We start from the raw sequence: 19,696 nt of genomic DNA, 5'->3' as shown, positions 1-19,696 counted from the left end.
ACCAGATGGTCATCTTTGTGTTTTTAGAATACCCCCTCGGTGATTAGCGCAGCCCGGTAGCGCATCTGGTTTGGGACCAGAGGGTCAAAGGTTCGAATCCTTTATCACCGACCACATTTGAAAACCCCGCTCAGGCGGGGTTTTTGCTTTTTGGCGTTTCTCTTCCACTTTTTCCTGTCACGTCTTTTTACACTTCTTCAGGCGCCTGTTCGCCACGAGTTCGCTATGCTGGGGCCCGGAGCCGCGAGACAGGGGACGCTCGGGCACGGACCAGATACAAGGCCTATGCATCACCATATCACTTCTCTTCAACTCTCCGTGCTGGCCATGGCCGCACTGCTGCTGGGTGGTTGCGCCCTGCAGCCGAAACCGGAAGCTCTTCTGATGGGCGCCGCCCCCAAGCCAAAGGCGGAACTCGAGGCTACCTTGGTAACCAGTGGTGGCTTCTGCGTGACCCTGAGCGAGCAGGGCCGTCTGCTGACCCAGCCCTGCGATCAGCAACCGAACCAGTCATTCAGCTGGGATGTCGGTGCCCTGCAACTGGCCGGGGATTGCCTGGTCGCCAGAGGGGAAGATGGTCTGGGGATGGAGGCGTGCCGGGAGGAGAGCCATCAATGGCAGTGGCAGGGGGATCGGCTGTTCAATCGGCAGGTGTCGTTGTGCCTGGATGTGGCGGGTCGCCGTCACAAGCCGGCCGTCCCCCTGCGCCTCGCCGAATGCTATGGCGGCGCCAACCAGAGCTTTGAGTGGACGCCCTCCGGCACGCTGTTGAACCGTCTGATACACCCGGCTCTGGTGTGGTGACAAGAGAGCGAGAAGAAAAAAGGGTGGCCACATGGGCCACCCTTTTTCGATCCGCGATGGGGATGCCTTATCAGCGGGTCTGGGAGGCGAACAGTTTCTCCAGATAGACGGCAACGCCATCTTCATCGGAAGTGAGGGTCTGTTCGTGCTCTGGCAGGGCCAGTTTGAGGCGATCGTGGGCGTTGCCCATGACCACACCACGGCCCACCATGCTCAGCATCTCGAAGTCGTTCATGCCATCGCCGAAGGCCACGGCCTGGGACATCTCCAGCCCGTGCTGTTCCAGCACGGCGCGCACGGCATTGCCCTTGTGCACGCCGGCGTGCATCACCTCGAGGCAGTCAGGCAGGGAGAAGGTGACGTTGATCCGATCACCATATTGCTGGTTGAGGTGCGCCTCTATCTTCAGCAGCTTGTCGTGGTCGCCGATGTAGAACACTTTGTTGACCCTGTCCTTCGGGTGGTTGGCCAGATCCGCCAGGCGGTAGCTGAAGCCGGAGTCGTGATGGAACTGCAGCAACCAGGGCAGCTCTTCTTCCACCAGCCACTCGTCGCCGTAGTAGACGTTGATGTGGATGGACGGGTCGCGTTCCATGGCGATCAGCTCGGCCGCCACCGTGCTCGGTAGCGCCTGGTTGTAGACCAGCTGATCCTGCTTGTCGTGTACCACGGCGCCGTTGGAGGTAATGAGGTAGATATCCAGCCCCAGTGCATCGCGGATGCTGCGCACATCCACATGGTGACGGCCGGTGGCGACCACGAACTTGACGCCCTGATCGACCAGACGGTGCAGGGTATCCCGGGTGCGGGAGGAGATCTGGTGCTGCCCGTTGAGCAGGGTACCATCGAGATCGGACACAACTACCTTGAACATCATTACCTCGACTTCAATTGAACGCCGGGGGAGTGTACCCCAGCGTCTGCCGTCACCCCATTTATTTAGGGATCCAAAAAATAACCAGCCCCTTCTGGTCGCGTCAGTAGCGCGCGAAGAAGGCCAGGGTCGCATTGAGCGCGGCCTGGCGCTGGGGATCCGCCTCGATGAAGAGCTCATGCCAGGCTCCGTCGATGCGCAGCGGCTTGCTCCCTTCACATTGGGCCTTGGCGCAGAAGGCCTCCTGGGCGGCGTTGTCCACCACGCTGTCCTCGCCGGCCTGCAGCAGCAGCAGCGGCGTCTTGATGGCGCCGGCGTCGGCTACGGCCGCGTCCGATCCTGTGATGGCCTGATGGATCCAGTGTGCGGTGGCGCCCCCCAGCCTGACCTGGGGATGCTGCTCGTAGATCTGGCGGAAGGCCTGATAACGCACCGTGCTGTGGGTCAGCTCGTTGTCGGCAAAGCCGTGATCCTCATAGGGTCCCTGACCCGGGCCGTAGGGGGGCTCGCCCACCCAGCCGCCGACCGTGCCGATGGTGGCCGCCAACCCCTTGGCCAGCCACTTGGGCAGGCCGCCGAGGTTGATGCCCATCATGGGGGAGGAGAGCACCGCCGCCTGGATGTCGTTCGGCCAGCGTTCCAGATAGCGGGCCGAGATGGCCCCCCCCATGGAGTGGGCCAGCAGGAACAGCTTGGCAGGCTTGTCCGGTACAATCACTTCGTCATGAAACTGTTTGAGATCGGCGACATAGTCGTCGAACTGGTCGACATACCCCTTCTCTTTGTCGGCCAGCATGCGGTCTGACATTCCCTGGCCGCGATGATCGATGAGGTAGAGGCTGTAACCCTGGCGCCAGAGATCCCAGGCCAGCTCCTGATACTTGAGGTAGCTCTCGACCCGGCCGTTGACGATGAGGATGGCGCGATCGATCTTGGGTTGGCGCAGGGCGGCATAGCGGAGGGTGACCCCGTCCTTGCCCTTGAACTCCCCCTCGACGGCATGCTGGCGCCAGAAGTCGGGCAGGGTCTGCTGATAGAGGGCGGGGACGTCGGCTTCAGTGGTCAGCTGGTAAGGATTGCTCACGGCAAGGGCTCCGGCAGAAAACAGGGTCAGGGCCAGCAGGGGCAGGTGGTTAAGCTTCATCAGTGTACTCTTCCGAAGGATCATCCGATTGATGGGCGGCCCAGCCCTTGCGGGTCAGCTGCATCTGCTGCCACCAGCGTTCGTCCGCCATGATCTCGCCGGCCGGACCGAGCTGGGGATAGGGCATCTCTTTCTCCTTGCAGAGCTGGGCATAGATGGGGTAGCCCCCCTCGAACAGTATGTGGTTTTGCTCCTCTAGGTCGAGCGGGCAGCCGCGCTGATAGCAGCCGGCCAGCTCGCGCTGGCGCTGGGCCTCGTAAAGGATGGCGGCGGCGGCCACCGAGACGTTGAGGGACTGCACCATGCCCACCATGGGGATGACGATATGGTGATCGGCCAGGGCCAGCGCCTCTTCGCCGATGCCGTGCTTCTCCTGGCCCACCAGGATGGCGGTGGGTCTGGTGTAGTCGATGGCACGAAAGTCCACGGAGCTGTCGGAGAGGTGGGTCGCCAGGATCTGCATGCCGGAAGCCTTGAGTTCGGTCACTGCACTGCCGATGTCCGGGTGCAGCTTCACGTCCACCCAGTTCTGGCTGCCGCGGGCGGTGCCCTTGCGCTTGTGGATCCAGCTCTTGGGCCAGACCGCGTGCACCCGGTGGATGCCGATGGCATCGGCGGTGCGCACGATGGCGGCCAGGTTGTGAGGTTTATGAACCTCTTCCATGCAGACGGTCAGGTCGAGCTGGCGCATGGCCAGCATGTCGGAAATGCGTTTGAAGCGTTCAGGAGTCATGTCGGTTTCTATGTCGTGAGGCCGGTGCATGCAACAAGGCTGGTGGCCTGCGGCATGGGGCCCTGGGTATCTCTTGAAAAGCAGCAGGCGGCTTGCGCCGCCTGTGTTCAGTTTTTCTGTCGGCTCACCCTGAGCACGTTGGGCATGACCCGGATCTTGCGCATGATGTTGGCGAGGTGGATCCGGCTCTTGGTGGTGATGAGCAGGGTGACCACATAGACCCGGCCATCCTTCTCCTCGGTGCTGATGGCGTGGATGTTGGCGCCGGTGGCGGCAATCACGTTGGCCAGCTCCGCCAGGGCGCCCTGGTGGTTGACGATCTCGATGCTGATGCCGGTGCGGAATTCCTGCTCCTGCTCCTTGTCCACCTCCCACTGCACCGGCAGGTATTTGTCCGGTTCGCGGCTGTAGCCCTTGATGTTGCGGCAGGACTCCTGGTGGATCACCAGTCCCTTGCCCGGGCTGATGTGGGCAATGATGGCGTCCCCCGGGATGGGGCGGCAGCAGTTGGCGAAGGTGACCAGCATGCCGTCGGCCCCCTTGATCGGCATCTTCTTGCTGGTGGATTTGGGCTGCTCTTCCGGCGGCAGTTCATCTCCCAGCATGCGGCGTGCCACCATGACGCTCATGGCGTTGCCAAGGCCCACGTCGGCCAGCAGCCCCTGCAGGTTCTCGTGTTTGGTATCGGCCAGCACCTGCTTGACGCGGGCTTCCGGGATGTCTTCGATGTTCTTGGCGCCGAGGGCATGGTTGAGCAGGCGGCGGCCCAGCACCACGGACTCTTCGGTGCGCAGGTTCTTGAGGAACTGACGTATCTTGGAGCGCGCCTTGGTGGTCACCACGAAGTTGAGCCAGGCCGCGTTCGGGCGGGCGCCGGGGGCCGTGATGATCTCCACCGTCTGACCGGAGTGCAGCGGGCTGCTCAGCGGATATGGGTGGCGGTCGACCCGGGAACCGACGCAGGCATGACCGATGTCTGTGTGCACCGTGTAGGCGAAGTCCACCGGGGTGGCGCCGGCGGGCAGCTCCATGATGCGGCCCTCCGGTGTGAAGACGTAGATCTCGTCGGGGAAGAGGTCGGTCTTGACTCCCTCGATGAACTCGAAGGAGCTGCCGGCGCTCTGTTGCAGCTCCAGCAGGCTCTGCATCCAGCGCTGGGCGCGGATCTGGGCCGTGGTGCCCGAGCTGTCCCCATCCTGCTTGTAGGCCCAGTGGGCGGCGACGCCCTTGTCGGCCATCTGGTCCATGAACTCGGTGCGGATCTGCACCTCCACCGGTACCCCGTGGGGGCCCACCAGGGAGGTGTGCAGGGACTGGTAGCCGTTGGTCTTGGGGATGGCGATGTAGTCCTTGAAGCGACCGGGGCGCGGCTTGTAGAGGCTGTGCATCTGCCCAAGCACCCGGTAGCAGGTGTCTATGTCTTTCACTCTCACTCTGAAAGCATAGATATCCATCACTTCGTGGAATTGCAGTTCTTTCTTCTCCATCTTGTTGTAGATGGAGAACAGGTTCTTCTCGCGTCCACTTACCTGGGCATCGATACCGGCTTCCCGCAGACGCCCCTCAATCTCGCTCTGGATGGAGTCGATGATCTCGCGTCGGTTGCCACGGGCGCGGCGCACCGATTCCCGCAGTACCCGGGAGCGCATGGGGTAGAGCGCCTCGAAACCGAGCTCTTCCAGCTCGTTCTTCATGGTGTGAATACCGAGGCGGTTGGCGATGGGGGCGAAAATCTCGAGGGTTTCCCGGGCGATGCGGCGGCGCTTGTCCGGTCGCAAGGAGCCGAGGGTACGCATGTTGTGAGTGCGGTCGGCCAGCTTGATCAGGATGACCCGGATGTCCTGGGTCATGGCCATCATCATCTTGCGGAAGTTCTCGACCTGGGCTTCCTTGCGATCGCGGAACTTCAGCTTGTCGAGCTTGGAGACACCGGAGACCAGCTCGGCGACGGCGTTGCCAAACTGCTCGGCAAGATCGTCCTTGGTGACAGGGGTATCTTCGATGACGTCGTGCAGCACGGCGGCCATCAGGGTTTCGTGATCGAGGCGCATGTCGCCCAGGATGCGGGCCACGGCAACGGGATGAGTGATGTAGGGTTCACCACTGGAACGCATCTGTCCCTGGTGAGCATCACGGGCTACCACATAGGCTTGCCTGAGCTTCTCAACCTGCTCGGGTGGCAGGTAGGAACTGGCTATTTCTTTAAGATTTTCAAATAAATACAAGACAGTCCCCGCAGCGGTTAAACGGCAATCCGTGAAATTGAGGGTATGCCCTCGAGTTTGCGAGGTTTTCGAGCGGTTGTAAATGGGGAGAACAGCCGGCACCCGGGCGGGCGCCGACTATGGGAAGCGACTGACTTAGCCGCGACCTTCTGCGATGGCAGCAACGGCAGCCAGCTCGGCGGCTTCCTGCTCTTGCTGCTCGTAGCGGTCCTGAGTATCCATCACCTGGTTGTTGACCAGACCCAGTTCGATCTCGCGCAGGGCGATCACGGTCGGCTTGTCGTTCTCTTCGTCGACCAGGGGATCCTTGCCTTGTACCGCGATTTGACGAGCGCGGCGCGCGGCGACCAGCACCAGGTCAAAACGGTTACCTACCTGTTTTACAGCATCTTCTACAGTAACGCGGGCCATGCGGGACTCCAGTGTTTGGGCTTTCTGTGATTGAAAAAGCGGTGTTTAAAAATGACGCAAAAGTTTACTTGTTTTTGGCTTACTCTGCCAGTAGCTGTTTCAGCAAGTTTTGCTGGGCCTGCTGTTGCTGACGCATTTCCAGGCGCTGGCACTCTATGACGGCCCTGAGCTGGAACAGTGCCTGATCAAAGTCTTCATTGATGATGACATAGTCATACTCGTCGTAGTGCACCATTTCGGCAATGGCTTTCTCCATCCGGCCCTTGATCACCTCGGCGCTGTCCTGGCCGCGGCCGATCAGGCGGCGCTCCAGCTCCTCGCGGCTGGGGGGCAGGATGAAGATGGACTTGGTCGGCATCAGTTCGCGGATCTGGCGGGCACCCTGCCAGTCGATGTCGAGGAAGACGTCGATGCCCTGCGCCAGACAGGCCTCGATGGCGGCGCGGGAAGTGCCGTAGTAGTTGCCGAAGACTTCTGCCCACTCCAGAAAGTCACCGCGCTCGATCAGCGCCTTGAACTCTTCCACCTTGACGAAGTGGTAGTGCACCCCGTGCTCTTCACCGGGACGGGTGGCGCGGGTGGTGTGGGAAACCGATAGCTGCATCTTGCCGGCGGCGTTGTGCTGGGTCAGCAAGGCATTGAGCAGACTGGACTTACCGGCCCCGCTCGGGGAAGAGATGATATAGAGAGTGCCTTGTTGCGCCATGTCTGTACCTTTAAGCGATGATCCGCGCTTTGGTTGTAGCAGAGGCCGCCGTCTTGTGCCCGATAAGGGAGACGGTTGCTCGCAATGCGCGGAGGAATCAGAGTCAGGAGGATGTAAAGGCGGCGAATGTTAGCAGATGGGGGCGGATAAAAAAACGGCCGGAATCATATTCCAGCCGATCAAAATATCCGTAGCTTGCTGTGCGGGCGTTACCCGCATAGAGGGCCATTCTGCCCACGGAGCCGGGGCCGGGCCATCAGATTATCCCTGCGCCAGGGCTCGGAATTTCCGAGTTGCCCTGGGTCGGTAGAAGATGCTTGTCGGTACAGAGGCGGTCGAAGGCGGCGATGACCCGCTCGCGGCTTATCTTGGCCATGGCGTCCGGATCCTTGAGGCGGGTGCGCCAGCCGAGCTCGGCCAGCGGCTTGCCGGTCTCCTGCTCAATCAGTTCCTGATAGACGCTGACCAGATAATCCCGGCACAGATAGGGGCCGGTACGGGCGGGGTTGTGGTGGGCGTAGAGGCCGATCACGGGTGTCCCCACCAAGGTGGCCATGTGGGCCGGGCCGGTATCCGGGGCCAGCACCAGGCTCGCCTCGCCAATCAGCGCCAGCAATTGCTTGAGGCTGGTCTGCCCCACCAAATCTTCCGGCTTGCTCTGGCTGAGGCGCTGGATCTCGGCGGCGAGATCCCGCTCCAGCCTGGCCGGTCCGCCGCACAGATAGACCTGAAAGCCCTTGTCTGCGGCGTGATCCGCCAGCGCGGCATAGCCGGCGGCAGTCCAATTCTTGAATGCCTTGCTGGCAGCGGCGCAGATGAGCAGGGTCGGCTTGCCGCCAATTTTCTCCTTCGCCCAGGCCTGGTGCTTGGCGCTGATGGGCAGTTGCCAGTCCGGGGTCAGATCCTTTATCCCGAGCTCTTTGGCGAAGGCGAGAAAGCCGTCCAGGACGTGGGGGGAGGCGGGTGAGGGGACCCGATGGTTGGTGAACAGCCACTGACCGTCGCTGGCGCGCTCCCGATCAAACCCGAGTTTGACCTTGGCCTTGATGCCGAGGGTGGCGATGCTGGCGCGCATGGCGGCCTGCAGGTGGAGCAGGGCATCAAACCTGCGCCCCTTGAGGGTCTGCCAGAGATCGCGATAGCCTCGCCACCCCTTGCTCTTGTCGAAGGGAATGACCTCGACCCCCGGCAGATCGGCGAACAGGGTCGCCTCAATCTTGCCGGTGATCCAGGTGATGCGGGTCTGGGGCCACTCCCGCTGGATGACGCGCACCAGCGCCAGCGCGTGGCAGCAATCTCCGATGGCGGAGAGCCGCAGGATGCAGATGGAGGAGGGCGGCGTTTGGAACAGCGGCATGATGTGGCGCAACGATGGCAAAATGGATGGATGGCATTATGCAAACTCCCCTGTGGATTGTAAAATTGCGCCGGTTGCCCGACCGGCACGGCTTTCTGAATGGATGCCCTGCCCCCACTATCGACCGGAAATCTCATCATGCTGACACACACCACCCACAACCAGGTCTGCTGGTATGCCGACGGAGTCTTCCGCGATCCTTCCCCTGCCTTGTTCGATCCTGTCTGGTGGCAGACCCATCGCCAGGTGGTGGGCTCTTCCATCGGCCGCGGTGTGACCTGGTTCGTGAAGGATGAATCCCGTCACTTGGTGCTGCGTCACTACTACCGTGGCGGCATGGTGGGCAAGCTGGTACGTGACCGGTTCTGGTTTGAGGGGGTGGAGAGCAGCCGGGCCATGGCTGAATATCGTCTGCTGGCGACCCTGAGTGAACAGGGGCTGCCGGTGCCGCGCCCCTTTGCGGCCCGCATGGTCAAGCAGGGGCCCTTCTATCGGGCCGACATCCTGATCGAGCGTATTCGCGGCGCCAAGGATCTGGTGGCCCTGCTCAAGCAGGGGTCGATCGCCGGTGAGGTGTGGCACAAGATAGGCAAAACGGTGCGCCAGTTGCACGATGCAGGGGTCTATCATGCGGATCTCAACAGCCACAACCTGCTGCTCGACAAGGAGGGCAAGGTGTGGGTGATCGACTTCGACAAAGGAGCCATCCGCTCCCCCGGCAACTGGCAGCAGGCCAACCTGGAGCGGTTGCTGCGCTCCTTCAACAAGGAGTCGCAACTGCACACCAGCTTCCACTTCGTGCCGGAGAACTGGCAAGCCCTGATGGCAGGCTATCAGGGCAAGGTGGCGTGACGTCTGGCTTCACTTCGTAGCTGGAAGCAGGCAGGCCCTGATGGCGGACCACCGGGGGCGAGGGGTGCGAGGCCAGCGATGCTGGCGCGGTTGCTCGGCGCCAGCACCAATGTTACTTATTGAGTGTGATTGCTTGGACAGATATTCAGATCCGGTTTCGAGGCGCGTGATGGAAAGGTATGAGACTCCCGGGGTTGAGGTCACCACTCCCCTTGAGGTGACGCTGATGGCACAGGCCATGGCGATGTTGGAGGCCGGGATCTGGACCTGGTCGGCCGGGCAGGGTCTGAAGCGGGACCCTTCCTGTCTGCAACTGCTAGGTCTGGAGGGGGGTGAGCTGGGAGATCTCGGCTGGCTGGATCGGGTACATCCGGATGATGCTCCCCGTCTGGCAGAGGCCCTGGAGGCCTGTCAGCAAGGGCGCAGCAACGGGCTTCGACTCGAGTACCGCATCCTGCACCATCAGGGCCATTACATCCGGCTGGAGGAGCGGGTCCGTCGCGACGAAGGGGGTCAACTGCTGGGGGTGGTTCGCCATCTGGATGCCGCCATGGCGCCCCTGGAGGATCGCCATGACACGGATCCCCTCACCGGCCTCGAGAGCCGCAGCCACTTCGAGCTGTTGCTGGATGAACGGCTGGCCAGCGAGAGCGGCAGTTTCTGTCTGCTGCAGTTCAGCGTGGATCACCGCAGCAAGATCCTGCAGTTGTTCGGGGAGGCGGCCTGCGACGCCATGCTGGCCAAGCTGGCCCGCATCGTGCGCCGCGAGCTGCGCCGGGAAGATCCCTTCGCCCGTTGGGACGAAGACGGCTTCATCCTGATGCTCTCCCAGACCGATCGGTTGAGCGGCCTGGAGATTGCCGAGCGGCTGCGTCTTGAGATCGCCGACGCCAGCCTGCTGCCCCAGCGCCCGGTGACCGTGAGTATCGGCCTGGTGCAGAGCCAGAGTGCCGAGCAGCTCGATCACCTGCTGGCCCGGTTGGCCTCCTGCCACGGTCAGGCGAAGCGGGAACACAACGCCGTGGTCGGCTGACGGCCAGTCAGTGTCCGCGTACCCATTGACGCCGATGGACCCATCAGCGTCAATGGTTTTCAGTCAGCGCTCACTGACCTGCTGACGCTGGCAGACCCAGAGAGAAGCCAGCATCAGCAGGGCGCCCAGACCGAGCCTGAGCAGGTCGGTATCCTTTCCCCAGAGCACCAGATTGACCAGCAGACCCGCGGGGATCAAGGCGTTGTTCATGATGGCCAGCACACCGCTGCTGACCAGGGTCGCCCCCTTGTTCCACAGGAAGTAGCCGAGCCCGGATGCCCCGACCCCCAGCCAGAAGAGGATGCCCCATTGCAGGGGGCTGGCGGGATATTGAGGTTTGCCCAGCAGCCACCAGGCGGGCAGGGCGATCACCAGGGCGCCCAGATAGAAGCAGCCGAACACCGCCAGCTGGGGCGGCTGCTCAGCCTCCCGGGCCAGCAGCACCTTGTAGCCTACCTGGCCCAGGGCGAAGCAGACGTTGGCGCCCTGCACCACCAGGAATCCCAGTACATAGCTTTCGGTCAGGCCGTCGAAACGGATGACGGCCGCCCCCAGCACCGCCAGCAGGGCCCCCCACAGATAGACAGGCTTGAAGCGCCCTTCCAGCAGGTCGTGGATCAGGGTGACATAGATGGGGGTGAAGATGGTGAACACCAGCACTTCCGGTACCGTCAAGAGCAGGAAGGAGTGGTAGTAGAAGAGATACATGATGCCGAGCTGGATGGCACCGAGGGCCATCAGCTTGGCCACCAGATCGGGGCGCAGCCAGCGACGGCGCAGGAAGGGCAGAAACACCAGGCTGGCGAGCACGATGCGGGTCAGTACCGAGAAGTAGGCATCCACCTGACCGGCAAGGTAGACCCCGATCAGGCTGAAGGAGAAGGACCAGAGCAGGGTAACCCCTATCAAGTAGTTCATGTGATTGAATTGTCGTCAGTTGTCAATTTGGAGGGCGCTATGATGGCCGAGTTGGAAGGCGCGATCCAGCGTTTATGGGAAGGGTTGTCACAGATCGGAGCATTTGCCTTCGAGGCGAGCAACGGGGCCGGATCCGCCACCGACTGGTGCGGTCGCGGGGAGGGGGCCGTGGTGGTGACCGATCACCACGGGGGGTGGCTGTATGCCGAGACGGGTCGCTACACCACGCCCCATGGCCGGGAGCTGACCATGCACAACCGCTTCTGGTGGCAGCGCACCGCACGGGGGATCATGCTCTCCCACCTGCGCTACGAGCAGCCGGTGATGTTGTTCGAGCTGTTGCCCCGGGGGGACGGGCACTGGGTCACGGCCGAGCCTCACCTGTGCGGGCAGGATCACTACAGCGCCGAGCTGACCGAAACCGGCGAGGGTTTCCTGCTCGCCTGGCAGATAACGGGGCCGCGCAAGAACGAGCGGTTGAGTTATCGCTACGGACCAGAGGCGCAGAGATAAAAAAACCGGCGCAGGGCGCCGGTAGAGGGGACAAATCGGAGGTTTTGTTAAAACGGTCCCAAAAACAGGAGAGATACACTCTCGTCACACACGCAGAGAGGGTCTTCAGGCATTCAGTGCATAGTTCAGCATGGCTTGCAGCTTGCTGTCGAAGAACCAGGGCAGCAGCACCATCAGCAGACCCAGCACCCCGGCCAGCCGGTGGCGATACTGCCAGCCGGCTATCAGTACCAGACCGCCGCAGAGGGTGGTCAGGATGCCTGACATAGGGCAGCCTCCCGCTGTTGGCGGCGCTGCTGTGCCCACTGGTTGAGGGCGACCGAACCCAGGATCAGGGCCAGCGCCACGCCCGTGGTGGACTGGATCTGCTCGCCGAGGAACAGGGCTCCCAGCATGACGCCGAACAGCGGCACCAGGTAGTTGCTGAAGGAGGCGAAGGTCGGGCCCGCCTTCTGGATCAGCGCCATGTAGAGGAAGTAGACCAGGCCGGTACAGAAGATCCCCAGCATGGCGACGGCGCCCATGGCCTGCTGGCTCGGCAGGGTGAGGGTGCTCAGGTCGGCCACGAAGGGCGCGGCCAGCAGCAGCTGGATGGCTGAGGAGATCAGGATGTTGCGGGCCACGACCACAGGATGGTCCTTGGCGAAGCGCTTGATCATCAGCAGGCCGATGGCGAAGCAGCTGGCACCGAACAGGATGGCCATGGCACCGAGCAGGCCGGCATTCATGCCGCTGGTCAGCTTGGGCCAGAACAGTACCAGCACGCCGATGAAGCCGATGATCACGGAGACGAGGCCGCCCTTGGTGATTCTTTCACCAGAAATAAACAAGGGAGCCGCCAGAATGGTCACAAAGGGGATACAACCCATGACCACGGCCGCGATGGCGCTGTCCACGTACTGTTGTCCCCAGGCCACCATGATGAAGGGGATGGTGGCGTCGAGCAGGGCGATCAGCATATAGGTTCGCCAGGGCGTGTGTTCACTCTTGAGGCGCATGAACAGGCAGAGCAGACCCAGGGTCAGGCTGCCGCACAGGGCGCGTCCGGCGGCCACCATGATGGGGGGCAGTTCAGCCACGGCCTGGTGCATGAAAATGAACTGGGAGCCCCACAACAGGCCGATCGCCAGCAACAACAGATAGCTACGCATTTGAATCTCCGATGTAATTCGCCTGCGCATTCTATGCAATCTGCTACTATGCCAAAAATGAATTGTCGTCATTCAACTATGGCCAATATCGATGGAACTGCCCCTCTCCCGCCTCGACCTCAACCTGCTCACCGTGTTCGACATGCTGATGCAGGAGCGCAACGTCACCCGCGCCGCCGAACGGCTGCACCTCTCCCAATCCACCGTCAGCCATGCGCTGGGGCGCTTGCGCCAGGCGCTGGATGACCCGCTGTTCGTGATGAGTCGGCGCGAGATGATGCCGACCGAACGGGCCAAGGCGCTGGCGAGCCCAGTGCGCCAGGCGCTGGCCATGCTGGAGCAGGGGCTGCGTCAGGCCAAGGGATTCGACCCGGCAAGTGCGCGGCGGATCTTTCGCATCGCCACCCCGGGCTCGGTGGAGCACGGCCTGGTGCCGGTGCTGGTGGAGTGGATGGTGCAGCAGGCTCCCCACTGCCGACTGGAAGTGTGCGAGCTGGCGGACAGCGACTACGAGCGGGAGCTGGAGAAGGGGGAACTGGATTTGGTGATCGGGTTTGCCGGTGCCAACCACCTCTCGCCCCGGTTGTGGCGCGAGGAGTGGTTCAGCAATCCGCTGGTCTGTTTGTCGCCCCTCGGCAGCGCTCTGCCCGACATGCTGGGGCCGGGAGAACTGGTCAGCCGCCCCCATATCCACACTTCCAGCTGGGGCCACAGCCAGGCCATGGTGGATCTCTGGCTGGCCCGTTTCGGGGTGGAGCGGGAGCTGGGGGTCAGGCTGCCGAGCTTTATGGCGGTACCGCCGCTGATGGCGACCGGCCGCTACCTGGTGGTGGTGCCCGAGATGATCGGGCGCCACTTCTGTCGCCACTATCCGTTGCGCCTGCACCAGCTGGAACCCGCCATCCCCATCGTCTATCTGATGGCGGGCCACCCGCTCAGTGCCCATGACGAGGCGATCGGCTGGTTCAAGGGGTTGTTGCACCGGCTGGCGAAGGAGCGCTACGGCGCGGATGCGCTCGGCAGCCCGGCGCAGCGCGGGGCGGATCAGTTCAATCCGGCGAAGTAGTCGAGCCCCATCGCACCCTTCACCTCGGCCAGCACCTCGTCGGTGAGGGCCCGGGCCTGCTGGGTGCCCTGCTGCAACAGGCGCAGCAGCTGGCGCTTGTCGGCGATGGCGGCCTCGCGCCGCTCCCGCATCGGAGCGAGCAGGGTCTGCAGGCAGTCGTTGAGTACCTGCTTGCAGCGCATGTCCCCCAGACCACCGCGCTGGTAGTGGGCCTTCATCTCGGCCACCAGGGCCTTGTCGGGGTGGAAGGCATCCAGATAGGCGAACACCGTATTGCCCTCCACCTGACCCGGATCGCTCACCTTGAGGTGATTGGGGTCGGTATACATGGCGAACACCGCCTGCTTGATCTCGTCGCACGACATGCCGAGTTCGATGGTGTTGCCAAGGGACTTGGACATCTTGGCCTTGCCGTCGATGCCGGGCAGGCGGCCGGTGTCGCTCAGGATGGGCTGGCACTCGGTCAGCACCTCTTTGCCAACCAGGGTGTTGAAGCGGCGCACTATCTCGTTGGTCTGCTCCAGCATGGGCAGCTGATCCTCGCCCACCGGCACGTGAGTGGCACGAAAGGCGGTGATGTCGGCGGCCTGGCTGACCGGATAGACGAGGAAGCCGGCGGGCAGGCTGCGCTCGAACCCTTTTTGCTGGATCTCGGCCTTCACCGTGGGGTTGCGCTCCAGCCGGGCGACGCTGACCAGGTTGAGGTAGTAGGTCGTGAGTTCGGCGAGGGCGGGCAGGGCGCTCTGGAGACAGAAAGTGGTCTTGGCCGGGTCGAGGCCAGCGGCCAGGTAGTCGGCCATCACCTCCAGCACGTGGTCGGTCACCTTGGCCGGGTTGTGGCCGTTGTCGGTCAGCGCCTGCAGATCGGCGATCATCACGAACTGGCGGTAATGGTGCTGGGCGGCCACGCGCTGGCGCAGGGAGCCGACGTAGTGGCCGATGTGCAGTTTGCCGGTGGGGCGGTCGCCGGTCAGGATCACGGGGTTGTGCATGTCACTCTCTCCAGTTGGGTGAGCCGGGAGGCGACAAAGGGATGAAAACAATGACCGCCTCTCGGCGGTCACGGTGTTTTCTTTGGGGAATTTTACATAGAAAAGCAGTGCCGCCTGTTTAGAAGCAGCACCACCAGTAGTTGTGATTGAATGAGGTCATATTCATGGCAAATCACACTACGCCTGTTCGATCACTTCTGCAAGGGCACGACCAGCATGTCGCAGGGCACGGTATTCATCAGCTGGCGTGCGCTCGAGGTGAGCAGGCTCCAGAAGCTCTGGCGATGGCCGCACACCAGCAGGTCGATCTGGTAGTCCTTGACCGCCTGGTTAACCCGCTCGCTCAGATCGCCGCAGATGACCAGCTTCTTCTCGATGGGGTAGTCCACCGAGGCGAGGAAGGCTTCCAGCTTCTCCTTCGCTTCGGCGATCACCTGGTCCTGCACGTTGTCGATGTCGATGTCGATCATCTCGGTGTAGAGATCCTTGAGGTCCACATCCACATGGATCACCGACAGCTTGGCGCCGTTGGAGCGGGCCCGGTCGACCGCCTTCTCGATCACCTTGCGGTTGTCTTCCGACAGGTCGATCGCGGCCAGTACGTGTTTGTAATAGGTTCCATTCATGGGAGTTCTCCTCACTGATCCTGGGTCCACTATACCAATGTCTGCTGAAACTAAAACGGCATCGTCGCCACAGTTTCAGGATTTGCCTGACCCCGAACCGGAAGGCGTAGAGGTGCAGGTGGCCGGGGAGTGCATATTTTGAACAGGAGTTTGACGCCGGTCACAGGCGTGCTATTGCCCCCGGGAAGGTGGGGGAATAGGATGTGCCCGTGCTTCGCAATGAACACAAAACAACAAAAAGCATCTGAATACCGCTTTGGGGAGCCTCGCGCTCCCTTTTGTTTTTCTGCCCTCTTCCAGCCCATATCCCGTCCGACATCAAGGTAATCCCGCCCCCCTTGGTTATGCTGTAGCCAGTTCCCTTGGCAAAACGGCCAGGGCTCCTCACCTGCAACCGGGTGACGCTGTCATGGCCGTTTCTCATGTCCCACCGATGCACCGGAGAGTCCTTCATGATCATTCATCCCCAGATCCAGGGTTGTGTTGCCCGCAATTGCCACCCCATGGGTTGTCGCGCCGCCGTGCTGCAACAGATCGAACAGGTGCGGGCGGCGGGGCCGTTCAACGGGCCGAAACGGGTGCTGGTGCTGGGGGCATCGTCCGGTTTCGGGCTGGCGTCCCGGATCGCGCTCACCTTCGGTGCCGGGGCCGATACCCTGGGCGTCTCGTTCGAGCGGGGTCCCTCCGACAAGGGGCTCGGCAGTGCTGGCTGGTACAACAACATCTGGTTTCGTCAGGTGGCGGAGCAAGCCGGTCGCATCGCCGTCAACCTGATCGGGGATGCCTTCTCCGACACCATGCGCCAGCAGGCCATCGACGTCATCCGCCAGCAGCTCGGGCAGGTGGATCTGGTGGTCTATTCGCTGGCGAGCGGAGTCAGGGTGATGCCGGATGGCACACAGGTACGCTCGGTGCTCAAGACCACAGGCCAGCCGCTGCAAGGTTGGGGGCTGGATCTGGAGCACGATGCGCTGGTGCAGCAGTCGCTGGTGCCAGCCACCCCGGAGGAGATCCGCGACACCGTCACCGTGATGGGGGGCGAGGACTGGCAGCGCTGGATGCAGGCATTGCAGCAGGCGGATTGCCTGGCCCCCGGTGCCCGGACCGTCGCCTACTCCTATATCGGCCCCGAGTCCACCTATCCCCTCTATCGGGACGGCACCATCGGCTATGCCAAGGAGCACCTGCACGCCACCGCCGAGACCATCAACCTGCAACTTGCCGGGATTGGCGGTCATGCCTGGGTGTCGGTCTGCAAGGCGCTGGTGACCAAGGCGAGCGTGTTTATTCCGGTGCTGCCTGTCTATCTGGGCCTGTTGATGGGGGTGATGAAGGAGCGTGGTGTCCACGAGGGCTGCATCGAGCAGATGCAGCGGCTGTTTGCCGACAAGATGTACGGGCCCAGAGGGGTCGTCGCCGATGGCAACCGGCTGATCCGGATGGATGACCACGAGCTTGAGCCAGCGGTGCAGGCCGCCGTCTCGGCACTCTGGCCCAAGGTGACGCCGGAGAACTTCCGCACCCTGGGGGATTTTGCCGGGTTGCGCCAGGAGTTCATGCAGCTCAACGGCTTCGAGCTGCCGGGGGTGGATTACGGTGCGCCGGTGAACGTGGCGTCACTCACTGAGCTGACGCCCTGACACCCGCACGAGGGGCATCAGGCGACGTTGCAGGCCAGTTCAGGGGAAAGGTGGGGAGACTGGGCCAGCACGGTCTGGTTGCGCCCCTGGCGTTTCGCCTGATACATGGCCATGTCGGCCCGATGGATGAGCTGGCTCAGGCTGTCATCCTGCGTCGAGCGTTCCGCCACTCCGATGCTGATGGTCATGTGGGGGGCGGCCAGGTAGGCGATCCGGCTTCTCAGCTGCTCCGCCAGCCGCCAGCAGGTGGCCCCGTCCTGGGTCATGGCCACCAGAAATTCTTCCCCGCCCCAGCGCCCGATCAATTGCTGGTCCGGCGCCCAGCTCTTGAGCTCCCTGGCCAACTGCCGGATAGCCTGATCCCCCGCCTGGTGACCATGCTTGTCGTTGATCTGCTTGAAGTGATCGATGTCGATGATGAGCAGGGTCAGGGGCGTTTCGTGCAGCCACTGTTGACCCAGTCTCTCCAGCAGGGCGCGCCGGTTGGGCAGCCCGGTCAGCTGATCGAAGGTGGCGAGCTTGTAGAGGTGGCGCGAGCTGCGGTGGAGCCTGCGGGTGGTGAGCCCGAGCAGGATCAGGGCGACGGCCAGCAGCACCAGCAGCAGCAATTGGTAGTAGCGGGCACTCTGCTGGTAGAGCAGTTGCTGGCGCTTGCTCTCGTTCTCCTGCTGCAGCACGCGATTGCTGGCCTCGCTGCGAGCCAGATCCATCTCGACCTGGAAGGCGGCCGCATGCTGGCTCAGGGTCTGGTTGAAGTGCTGCTTGTAGTACTGCATGTAGCGGGTCATGGCCCCGTAGGCCTCGGGGTAGCGGCCCAGATCGGCCAGCAACCTGGCCTGCATCGCCCGACCATCCATGGAGAGAGGGGCGGTGTGCTCCATCAGCAGTTGCAGGGCCAGCTGCTTTTCGCCACGACCCAGCAAGGTTCTTGCCCGGATCTCGGTCAGACGGGAGGCTGCCTGCGGGCTATCCAGCCTGTCATAGATGGCTTGTGCCTCCTCCAGGCTGCGCCAGGCGGCGTGCCAGTCCGCCCGTGCGTTGAACACCATGGCCTGGTAGCCGAGGACGATGGCACGATAGTGGGGTGACAGGCTCGGCGTGGCCAGCAGGGTATCGAGCAACTGGCTGGCTCTGGCAGGCTGGCCCATGTCGATGTAGAGCCTGGCCATGTTGGCCCGGATGATGGCCTGGCTGTTGGGTTCGTTGAGCTGCACCATCTGGCCGAGGGCATCCTGATAATAGGTCTCGGCCTCACGGTAGAGATTGAGGTCCGCATAGAGGTTGCCGAGTGTCATCAGCAGACGGCCGCACTGCAAGGTGGAGAGGATGGAATCCGGCTCTTTCTGCTTGAGGTGATAGGCGGTCTTGAGCTCGAGGATCGCCTCTTTCATCTGCTGGGTACGGTAGAGGGCGAGCCCGTTGAGGGCATGCCACTCCGAGACCTGCCTGGGGTGATGCCGGACCGCTGGCCAGAGCTGGGTGAGCAGATCGAGCGCCTGATCCGGCGTATCGGCATCCAGGGTCAGGGCAATCTGCTGCAACCGGAAGTCGAGCAGGCGAAGGGTCTCCTGCTGGGCATTGGCCAGACCGCGGGCGCGGGCATTGTCGCGCTGTGCCTGTGGATAGCGGCCAAGGGCTGCCTGGGCCAGGGACCTGGCGTAGAACAGTTCCATATCCTGCTGGGGACTGGCGTCGAGGCGCTGCAGATAGCCGACGGGATCGCGCGCCGCTTGCAATTCAGCCTCTTTCAGCAAGGAGGGAGCTGCCTGCAACTGGGTCATCCAGAGCAGCGCCAGTGCCATTATGAATCTCATTGAATCCTTTCCCCGACCAATGGCGCCATCATAATGGCTGATGTCACCTACACCATGTTTCTTTGCTTCTCTATAACCGTATGGGGGAGAGGATGAGGTGAAAAGTCGTCGCAACTGCGGGGTGCGTCGGTTGTCTTTGGTTGCGTCAGGATGCAACAGTGGCGACAATCGTGGGCAAATCACAGTGGAGAATCATCATGTTGGCCAAAGCCATGATCGAGAAGTTGAACGAGCAGATTAATCTTGAATTCTATTCCTCCAACCTCTACCTGCAGATGAGCGCCTGGTGCGAGGACAAGGGCTTCGAGGGAGCCGCCACCTTCCTGCGCCAGCATGCGGTCGAGGAGCGCCAGCACATGGAGCGCCTGTTCACCTACGTGAGCGAGACCGGCGCCATGCCGGTGCTGGGGGCCATCGAAGCGCCTCCCCATGAATTCAAGTCCCTGGGTGACATCTTCCGCACCACCCTGGAGCACGAGTATCACATCACCAAGTGCATCAACGGTCTGGCCCATGTCGCCTTCACCACCCAGGATTACTCCACCTTCAACTTCCTGCAGTGGTACGTGGCCGAGCAGCACGAAGAGGAGAAGCTGTTCAAGAGCATCGTCGACCGTCTGAGCCTGGTGGGCGAGGATGGCAAGGGCCTCTATTTCATCGACAAGGAGCTGGCCGAGCTGGCCAAGGGCGCCCCGGCCAGCATCATGGACGGCAACGCCTGATAGTCGTGGACACTTAGTGTTCAGTCAGTACAATGACGGCCCCTTGTAAAGGGGCCGTTTTCTATTTGCAGGTATCCTTGTACCGCTGTGCTGGTGTCTGCCGGGTACAATGACG

At 62.4% G+C, this 19,696-nt stretch carries 20 protein-coding genes and 1 tRNA gene; 8 read left to right on the top strand and 13 right to left on the bottom strand.

Annotated features, from left to right (window positions below; translation table 11 throughout):
* Positions 1–37 precede the first annotated feature (37 nt).
* A tRNA-Pro gene (locus AB7E19_RS19050) sits at positions 38–114 on the top strand.
* 171 nt (positions 115–285) lie between these two features.
* Positions 286–804, top strand: coding sequence for an RICIN domain-containing protein (locus AB7E19_RS19045; RefSeq protein WP_124244148.1), 519 nt, complete (start codon positions 286–288; stop codon positions 802–804).
* Positions 805–874: 70 nt separating this feature from the next.
* Here the strand turns inward: AB7E19_RS19045 and AB7E19_RS19040 are convergent, their stop codons facing one another.
* The 7 genes from AB7E19_RS19040 to AB7E19_RS19010 all read right to left on the bottom strand — a co-directional run bounded on the left by AB7E19_RS19040 (position 875) and on the right by AB7E19_RS19010 (position 8,254).
* On the bottom strand, positions 875–1,678 hold the full coding sequence (locus tag AB7E19_RS19040; RefSeq protein ID WP_253583940.1) for a Cof-type HAD-IIB family hydrolase: 804 nt from the start codon (positions 1,676–1,678) through the stop codon (positions 875–877).
* Positions 1,679–1,781: 103 nt separating this feature from the next.
* Positions 1,782–2,822, bottom strand: coding sequence for an alpha/beta fold hydrolase (locus AB7E19_RS19035; protein ID WP_322131103.1), 1,041 nt, complete (start codon positions 2,820–2,822; stop codon positions 1,782–1,784).
* Positions 2,812–3,555, bottom strand: a complete 744-nt coding sequence (trmH, locus tag AB7E19_RS19030; RefSeq protein ID WP_322131102.1) for a tRNA (guanosine(18)-2'-O)-methyltransferase TrmH — start codon at positions 3,553–3,555, stop codon at positions 2,812–2,814. The genes AB7E19_RS19035 and trmH overlap by 11 nt, the downstream gene beginning before the upstream one ends.
* A 107-nt stretch (positions 3,556–3,662) precedes the next feature.
* The gene (gene spoT, locus AB7E19_RS19025) at positions 3,663–5,780 is read right to left on the bottom strand and encodes a bifunctional GTP diphosphokinase/guanosine-3',5'-bis pyrophosphate 3'-pyrophosphohydrolase (protein WP_039040667.1); all 2,118 of its coding nucleotides are present in this window, start codon (positions 5,778–5,780) and stop codon (positions 3,663–3,665) included.
* A 135-nt stretch (positions 5,781–5,915) separates the two neighbouring features.
* The gene (rpoZ, locus tag AB7E19_RS19020; RefSeq protein ID WP_005307060.1) at positions 5,916–6,191 is read right to left on the bottom strand and encodes a DNA-directed RNA polymerase subunit omega; all 276 of its coding nucleotides are present in this window, start codon (positions 6,189–6,191) and stop codon (positions 5,916–5,918) included.
* Positions 6,192–6,270: 79 nt separating this feature from the next.
* Positions 6,271–6,897, bottom strand: coding sequence for a guanylate kinase (gene gmk, locus AB7E19_RS19015; protein WP_139700782.1), 627 nt, complete (start codon positions 6,895–6,897; stop codon positions 6,271–6,273).
* 256 nt (positions 6,898–7,153) lie between these two features.
* Entirely contained in the window at positions 7,154–8,254 is a 1,101-nt protein-coding gene (locus tag AB7E19_RS19010) for a glycosyltransferase family 9 protein (RefSeq protein WP_069784779.1), read from the bottom strand.
* 138 nt (positions 8,255–8,392) lie between these two features.
* Between AB7E19_RS19010 and AB7E19_RS19005 the strand changes: the two genes are divergently transcribed.
* On the top strand, positions 8,393–9,106 hold the full coding sequence (locus tag AB7E19_RS19005) for a 3-deoxy-D-manno-octulosonic acid kinase (protein ID WP_139736269.1): 714 nt from the start codon (positions 8,393–8,395) through the stop codon (positions 9,104–9,106).
* Between the two features lie 169 nt (positions 9,107–9,275).
* Positions 9,276–10,139 (top strand): GGDEF domain-containing protein, encoded by an 864-nt coding sequence (locus AB7E19_RS19000; protein WP_045522664.1) that lies wholly within the window; start codon positions 9,276–9,278, stop codon positions 10,137–10,139.
* A gap of 63 nt (positions 10,140–10,202) precedes the next feature.
* On the opposite strand, the gene AB7E19_RS18995 is transcribed toward AB7E19_RS19000, so the two are convergent.
* Positions 10,203–11,057 carry a DMT family transporter gene (locus tag AB7E19_RS18995; RefSeq protein ID WP_041212087.1) on the bottom strand — a complete coding sequence of 285 codons (855 nt, stop codon included), beginning with the start codon at positions 11,055–11,057 and terminating at the stop codon, positions 10,203–10,205.
* 42 nt (positions 11,058–11,099) lie between these two features.
* On the opposite strand from AB7E19_RS18995, the gene AB7E19_RS18990 reads away from it, so the two are divergent.
* Entirely contained in the window at positions 11,100–11,570 is a 471-nt protein-coding gene (locus AB7E19_RS18990) for a DUF6314 family protein (RefSeq protein ID WP_029313393.1), read from the top strand.
* A gap of 105 nt (positions 11,571–11,675) precedes the next feature.
* Here the strand turns inward: AB7E19_RS18990 and AB7E19_RS18985 are convergent, their stop codons facing one another.
* Positions 11,676–11,837, bottom strand: coding sequence for a hypothetical protein (locus AB7E19_RS18985; RefSeq protein ID WP_010672325.1), 162 nt, complete (start codon positions 11,835–11,837; stop codon positions 11,676–11,678).
* Positions 11,822–12,721 carry a DMT family transporter gene (locus AB7E19_RS18980; RefSeq protein WP_045522666.1) on the bottom strand — a complete coding sequence of 300 codons (900 nt, stop codon included), beginning with the start codon at positions 12,719–12,721 and terminating at the stop codon, positions 11,822–11,824. The genes AB7E19_RS18985 and AB7E19_RS18980 overlap by 16 nt, the downstream gene beginning before the upstream one ends.
* Before the next feature lie 91 nt (positions 12,722–12,812).
* Between AB7E19_RS18980 and AB7E19_RS18975 the strand changes: the two genes are divergently transcribed.
* Positions 12,813–13,787: a LysR family transcriptional regulator gene (locus AB7E19_RS18975; RefSeq protein WP_202044898.1), complete on the top strand. Its 975-nt coding sequence runs from the start codon at positions 12,813–12,815 to the stop codon at positions 13,785–13,787.
* Here the strand turns inward: AB7E19_RS18975 and trpS are convergent.
* Both trpS and AB7E19_RS18965 read right to left on the bottom strand, forming a co-directional pair.
* Complete coding sequence (trpS, locus tag AB7E19_RS18970) at positions 13,766–14,779, bottom strand: tryptophan--tRNA ligase (RefSeq protein WP_427936244.1); 1,014 nt, start codon at positions 14,777–14,779, stop codon at positions 13,766–13,768. The genes AB7E19_RS18975 and trpS overlap by 22 nt on opposite strands.
* A 191-nt stretch (positions 14,780–14,970) precedes the next feature.
* The gene (locus tag AB7E19_RS18965; RefSeq protein ID WP_010672329.1) at positions 14,971–15,405 is read right to left on the bottom strand and encodes a universal stress protein; all 435 of its coding nucleotides are present in this window, start codon (positions 15,403–15,405) and stop codon (positions 14,971–14,973) included.
* 452 nt (positions 15,406–15,857) lie between these two features.
* On the opposite strand from AB7E19_RS18965, the gene fabV reads away from it, so the two are divergent.
* Positions 15,858–17,045 (top strand): enoyl-ACP reductase FabV, encoded by a 1,188-nt coding sequence (gene fabV, locus AB7E19_RS18960; RefSeq protein ID WP_322131101.1) that lies wholly within the window; start codon positions 15,858–15,860, stop codon positions 17,043–17,045.
* 17 nt (positions 17,046–17,062) lie between these two features.
* Here the strand turns inward: fabV and AB7E19_RS18955 are convergent, their stop codons facing one another.
* The gene (locus AB7E19_RS18955) at positions 17,063–18,847 is read right to left on the bottom strand and encodes a diguanylate cyclase domain-containing protein (protein ID WP_427936286.1); all 1,785 of its coding nucleotides are present in this window, start codon (positions 18,845–18,847) and stop codon (positions 17,063–17,065) included.
* 209 nt (positions 18,848–19,056) lie between these two features.
* Here AB7E19_RS18955 and ftnA point away from each other — a divergent pair, with 209 nt between their 5' ends.
* A complete protein-coding gene (gene ftnA, locus AB7E19_RS18950; protein ID WP_010672333.1) occupies positions 19,057–19,581 on the top strand; it encodes a non-heme ferritin in 525 nt (174 codons plus the stop codon).
* Positions 19,582–19,696 lie beyond the last annotated feature (115 nt).

Source organism: Aeromonas sp. (assembly GCF_050252055.1).
GTDB classification, from domain to species: Bacteria; Pseudomonadota; Gammaproteobacteria; order Enterobacterales; family Aeromonadaceae; genus Aeromonas; species Aeromonas caviae.
The sequence above is the reverse complement of the archived record's forward strand: the minus strand, read 5'-3'. Positions and strand labels throughout refer to the sequence as shown.

Coding starts and splice junctions, on each gene's coding strand:
- AB7E19_RS19045 (WP_124244148.1), top strand. CDS start 286: ATGCATCACCATATCACTTCTCTTCAACTCTCCGTGCTGGCCATGGCC.
- AB7E19_RS19040 (WP_253583940.1), bottom strand. CDS start 1,678: ATGTTCAAGGTAGTTGTGTCCGATCTCGATGGTACCCTGCTCAACGGG.
- AB7E19_RS19035 (WP_322131103.1), bottom strand. CDS start 2,822: ATGAAGCTTAACCACCTGCCCCTGCTGGCCCTGACCCTGTTTTCTGCC.
- trmH (WP_322131102.1), bottom strand. CDS start 3,555: ATGACTCCTGAACGCTTCAAACGCATTTCCGACATGCTGGCCATGCGC.
- rpoZ (WP_005307060.1), bottom strand. CDS start 6,191: ATGGCCCGCGTTACTGTAGAAGATGCTGTAAAACAGGTAGGTAACCGT.
- gmk (WP_139700782.1), bottom strand. CDS start 6,897: ATGGCGCAACAAGGCACTCTCTATATCATCTCTTCCCCGAGCGGGGCC.
- AB7E19_RS19010 (WP_069784779.1), bottom strand. CDS start 8,254: ATGCCGCTGTTCCAAACGCCGCCCTCCTCCATCTGCATCCTGCGGCTC.
- AB7E19_RS19005 (WP_139736269.1), top strand. CDS start 8,393: ATGCTGACACACACCACCCACAACCAGGTCTGCTGGTATGCCGACGGA.
- AB7E19_RS19000 (WP_045522664.1), top strand. CDS start 9,276: ATGGAAAGGTATGAGACTCCCGGGGTTGAGGTCACCACTCCCCTTGAG.
- AB7E19_RS18995 (WP_041212087.1), bottom strand. CDS start 11,057: ATGAACTACTTGATAGGGGTTACCCTGCTCTGGTCCTTCTCCTTCAGC.
- AB7E19_RS18990 (WP_029313393.1), top strand. CDS start 11,100: ATGGCCGAGTTGGAAGGCGCGATCCAGCGTTTATGGGAAGGGTTGTCA.
- AB7E19_RS18985 (WP_010672325.1), bottom strand. CDS start 11,837: ATGTCAGGCATCCTGACCACCCTCTGCGGCGGTCTGGTACTGATAGCC.
- AB7E19_RS18980 (WP_045522666.1), bottom strand. CDS start 12,721: ATGCGTAGCTATCTGTTGTTGCTGGCGATCGGCCTGTTGTGGGGCTCC.
- AB7E19_RS18975 (WP_202044898.1), top strand. CDS start 12,813: ATGGAACTGCCCCTCTCCCGCCTCGACCTCAACCTGCTCACCGTGTTC.
- trpS (WP_427936244.1), bottom strand. CDS start 14,779: ATGCACAACCCCGTGATCCTGACCGGCGACCGCCCCACCGGCAAACTG.
- AB7E19_RS18965 (WP_010672329.1), bottom strand. CDS start 15,405: ATGAATGGAACCTATTACAAACACGTACTGGCCGCGATCGACCTGTCG.
- fabV (WP_322131101.1), top strand. CDS start 15,858: ATGATCATTCATCCCCAGATCCAGGGTTGTGTTGCCCGCAATTGCCAC.
- AB7E19_RS18955 (WP_427936286.1), bottom strand. CDS start 18,847: ATGGCACTGGCGCTGCTCTGGATGACCCAGTTGCAGGCAGCTCCCTCC.
- ftnA (WP_010672333.1), top strand. CDS start 19,057: ATGTTGGCCAAAGCCATGATCGAGAAGTTGAACGAGCAGATTAATCTT.